This window comes from Pseudomonas lundensis (assembly GCF_002269125.1).
GTDB classification, from domain to species: Bacteria; Pseudomonadota; Gammaproteobacteria; order Pseudomonadales; family Pseudomonadaceae; genus Aquipseudomonas; species Aquipseudomonas lundensis_A.
This window is the reverse complement of sequence record NZ_NQKI01000069.1, coordinates 1-4,260: the sequence shown is the minus strand read 5'-3', so window position 1 is coordinate 4,260 and position 4,260 is coordinate 1. Positions and strand designations below refer to the sequence as shown.

The window sequence follows — 4,260 nt, the reverse complement described above, 5'->3', positions numbered from 1 at the left end:
CGGCCGAACGCATTGCCCGCGTGCTGCACAACGACCCGGCCACCGGGGTGATGCGCCACGCCGACGCGGGGTACGACCTCGCCATTGACTGCGCCAACGAGCAGGGTTTGAACCTGCCGATGATTAACGGCTAAGCCGCCCCCGCGCCTGAATGAACAAGGGCGGGCAGACAACAACGGCAGGCGCAGCCAGTGGCCGCGACTGCCCGGCGAACACGTGAGGCGATGAACATGAACAGCAGTCCATTTACTCAACAACTGCAAGGTGTACGCGTGCTGGATATCAGCCGTGTATTGGCCGGGCCGCATTGCACCGCGATGCTGGCGGACCTGGGGGCCGATGTCATCAAGTTCGAAGTGCCGGGGGAAGGCGATGACGCCCGGCATCTGGGGCCGTTTATGGCGGGTGAGAGCGTGTATTTCGGCCTGATCAATCGCGGCAAACGCAGCGTTGAAATTGATTTCAAGGACCCGTCGGACCGTCAACGCTTCTATGAACTGGTGGCCGATGCCGATGTGCTGGTGGAGAACTTCCGGCCGGGGGTGACGCAGCGTCTGGGCATTGATTTCGACACGTTGAAGCAACACAACCCGCGGCTGATTTACGCCAGCATTTCCGGCTTCGGGCAGGACGGCCCGCTCTCCAGCCGCCCGGCTTACGACATTGTGGCCCAAGCCATGTCGGGCCTGATGAGTGTCACCGGGTTTGCGGCTACGGGCCCCACCCGCAGCGGCGAGTCCATTGGTGATTTGTGTGCCGGGGTGTACGCCGCCTGGGCCATCAGCTCGGCCTTGTTTGCCCGCGAGCGCCATGCGCCGGGCGCGCAATACATCGATGTGGCCATGTTTGACGTGCTGTTCAGCCTGCAAATGACCGGTTTGTCCAACCTGTACGCCAACGGTGTGGCGCCGGGTCTGGTGGGCAATCGGCATCCGGTCTCCACTCCGTTCGACACCTATCAGGCGGCTGATGGGCTGGTGGTGGTTGCAGTGGCGAGCAACCGGCTGTTTGAGCGGCTGTGTCAGTGCATGGGGCAGCCAGCACTGGCAACCGACCCGCGTTTTGTGGATGACGCTGGCCGCACCCGGCACGAGCCACAACTGCGTGCCGCCATCGAGGCGTGGACCTCGCAACACAGCGTTGAGCACTTGTGCGACGTTCTGCTGGATGCTGGCGTGCCGTCTTCGCCCGTATGGGACTTGGCCCAAGCCGCTGACAGCGAACAGGCCCGCGTGCGTCAGTTGCAATTCCAGCCGCCGGGCGCGGCACGCCCATGGGTGCCGCAACCGGTGTTCTTCAACGGCCACAAACCCCACGCCATCACCGCAGCCCCGCGTTTGGGGGCAGATAACGCCATCTTTGGCCTGAGTAAAGCAGGAGTGAACCCGTGAATTTCGAGATGAATGCAGAAGAACTGGCGGTGGTTGAGAGCGCTGAACAGGTCGCCCGCGAAGTGATTCAGCCCTTGGCCCAGCACTACGATGAAACCGAAAGCTTTTGTCTGGCCAGCATCAAGGCGCTGGGTGACTTGGGCTTTATGGGGATCAATCTGCCTGAAGCGTACGGCGGCCTGGGCATCGGCAGCCTGGCGATGAGCCGCGTGGTGGAAGCGGTTGCGGGGGCCTGTGCGTCTACCGCATCAGCCATGACGGCACACTTCCTGGCCACCGATTCGATTCTGCTGGGGGGCACTGAACAGCAAAAGCAGGAGTGGTTGCCCAGGGCTGCCAGTGGGGAATGGCTGGGCGCGTTCGCCCTGACCGAACCGGCAGCCGGTTCCAACCCGGCCGACATGCGCAGCCGTGCCGTGCGTGAAGAAGGCGGGTGGCGCGTGCGCGGCAGCAAGCACTACATCACCAATGCCAAGGAAGCCGACTTTATTGTGCTCTACGTGAAAACCGATGCCGAGGCCGGGCACAAAGGGATCAGTGCGTTCATGGTGCCCAAAGGCACGGACGGTATCAGTTTCTCCAGCCCGGAGAAAACCATGGGCCTGCGCGGTAGCACGATCTATGAGTTGGCACTCGATTGCTGGTTGCCGCAAACCGCGTTGCTGGGGGGCGAAGGTCAGGGCTTCAACACGGCGATGGCAGTGCTGGATCGCGGGCGGGTGGAAGTGGCGGCCATGTCGCTGGGCATTGCCAACGCGGCGTTGCAAGCCAGTTTGAACTGGGTGCGCGAGCGTCAAATAGGGCCAAAACCCCTGGCGGCGTATCAAGGCACGCAATGGCGCTTGGCAGATATGTATGCGCAGCTCGAAGCTGCCCGCCTGCTGACCATGAAAGCGGCGGCCCGGCGTGATAGCGGCGAGCGTTTCAGCCTCGACTCTGCCACTGCCAAGCTGGTGGCGGCGGAATGTGCCGGGTTCATCACTGACGCGGCGCTGCAACTGCACGGCGGCTATGGCTACAGTCGCGATTTGCCGCTGGAGCGGTACGTGCGCGATGCGCGGATCTTGCGAATCTTCGAAGGCACGTCCGAGGTGCAGAAAATCATCATTTCCCGGGCGCTGCTCGACGCCCGCCCGTAACACGTGTGTGGCAGGTGCTAAGCGGCATCTGCCCTGGTGCAAGGATGCGTTGAGATCAGGTCAAGGATCGGAAAAGTCATTCCCAAAACAATGGGCGCACCCTCGGTGACAGCCTCAAGGAACTGCTTATGTCCACGCACAATCAAGATTCACCGCGGGCCTCGCTGGTCGAACAGCGCTCTATTGATTACATCCCCGAATCCGAACGTCACGGGCGGCTGTTCAGTCAGTTCACCCTGTGGTTCGGGGCGAATCTGCAAGTCACCGCCATCGTCACGGGCGCCCTGGCCGTGGTCTTGGGCGGTGATGTGTTTTGGTCACTGATCGGCTTGCTGATCGGGCAAGTATTGGGCGGCACCATCATGGCGTTGCATGCGGCTCAAGGCCCGAAACTCGGGTTGCCGCAAATGATCTCCAGTCGTGTGCAGTTCGGGGTATACGGAGCCGTGATCCCGATTGTGCTGGTGTGCCTGATGTACGTGGGGTTTTCGGCCAGCGGCTCGGTGCTGGCGGGGCAGGCCGTGGGGCAGTTGGTCGGCGTGAGCGATTCGTGGGGCATCCTGATCTTTGCGGCGCTGATCGTGCTGCTTACCATCCTGGGCTACCGCACGATTCATATGATTGGCCGTGTGGCCAGCGTGGTCGGGGTGCTGGCGTTTTTCTACCTGTTTTACACCTTGCTCTCGCAAAACGATGTCGGTCTGTTGTTGAGCAACAAACACTTTTCGCTGAGCAGCTTTTTATTGGCCATTTCGTTGTCGGCGTCCTGGCAAATCGCGTTCGGGCCGTATGTGGCCGACTATTCGCGGTATCTGCCGTCGACCACCTCGTCGCTCAATACCTTTCTCGCCGTGGGATTGGGGTCGGTGGTGGGGTCGCAAATCTCCATGGTGTTCGGCGTGTTTGTGGCCGCGTTGGCGGGTGACCAGTTTGCCGGGCATGAGGTGTCGTACATCGTGGGGCTGGGGGCGAGCGGGGCGATGGCTGCGTTGCTGTATTTCTGTGTGGTGTTTGGCAAGGTGACGATTACCACCCTCAATGCCTATGGCAGTTTTATGTCGCTGGCGACCATCGTCAGCGGGTTCCGTGGCAATCACCAGATCTCTAAAGCCTTGCGCCTGGTCTACATCCTGCTGATGGTGGGGTTTGCGACCACGCTGGCGCTGCTCGGGCAGCACTCGTTCCTCAAGGATTTCTCGGCATTTATCCTGTTCCTACTGGCTTTTTTCACACCGTGGAGCGCCATCAATCTGGTGGATTTCTACCTGATCAGCAAAGAGCGATATGACGTGCCGGCGCTGTCTAACCCGAATGGCCGATACGGACGCTGGAACCTGCGCGGTATTCTGGTGTACGCCTTTGGGGTGCTGATTCAGCTGCCGTTTATCGCCACCAGTTTTTACACCGGGCCGCTGGTGGAGTCGCTGGGGGGCACGGATATTTCCTGGATCATCGGCCTGACGCTGCCCGCGTTGGTGTACTACCTGGTGGCGCGCAATTGCGCCCATACAGTGCCCGCTCAATTGATATTGCCGGTCGAACCGGCTCCGGTTTAACGGTTTTTCTTAATCGCAGACGAGGGCGGGCCTGTTGCGCGGGCCGGTCCTCAAAGGAGCAACCATGAAGGTGCTGGCTTGTATCAAACGCGTTGTGGATTACAACGTTAAAGTTCGCGTCAAAGCGGACAACTCCGGCGTTGACCTCGCCAACGTCAAGATGTCGATGAACCC

Annotated in this window: 4 protein-coding genes and 1 pseudogene; all 5 read left to right on the top strand. The window is 60.9% G+C overall.

The genetic code is table 11. From position 1 onward, the window contains the following. The coding region (locus tag CJF39_RS22920) for a hypothetical protein (RefSeq protein WP_141232219.1) at positions 1–134 on the top strand (134 nt) is incomplete at its 5' end. Positions 135–230: 96 nt separating this feature from the next. Beyond that, positions 231–1,391, top strand: coding sequence for a CaiB/BaiF CoA transferase family protein (locus CJF39_RS22280; protein ID WP_094995331.1), 1,161 nt, complete (start codon positions 231–233; stop codon positions 1,389–1,391). Continuing rightward, a complete protein-coding gene (locus CJF39_RS22275; protein ID WP_094995330.1) occupies positions 1,388–2,530 on the top strand; it encodes an acyl-CoA dehydrogenase family protein in 1,143 nt (380 codons plus the stop codon). The genes CJF39_RS22280 and CJF39_RS22275 overlap by 4 nt, the downstream gene beginning before the upstream one ends. Positions 2,531–2,658: 128 nt before the next feature. Then, complete coding sequence (locus CJF39_RS22270; protein WP_094995329.1) at positions 2,659–4,086, top strand: purine-cytosine permease family protein; 1,428 nt, start codon at positions 2,659–2,661, stop codon at positions 4,084–4,086. A gap of 64 nt (positions 4,087–4,150) precedes the next feature. After that, positions 4,151–4,260: pseudogene (locus CJF39_RS22265) on the top strand (electron transfer flavoprotein subunit beta/FixA family protein); the annotation flags it as partial.

Bases quoted from the DNA above. Each gene is read 5' to 3' on its own strand.
- CJF39_RS22280 (WP_094995331.1), top strand. From the start codon at position 231: ATGAACAGCAGTCCATTTACTCAACAACTGCAAGGTGTACGCGTGCTG.
- CJF39_RS22270 (WP_094995329.1), top strand. From the start codon at position 2,659: ATGTCCACGCACAATCAAGATTCACCGCGGGCCTCGCTGGTCGAACAG.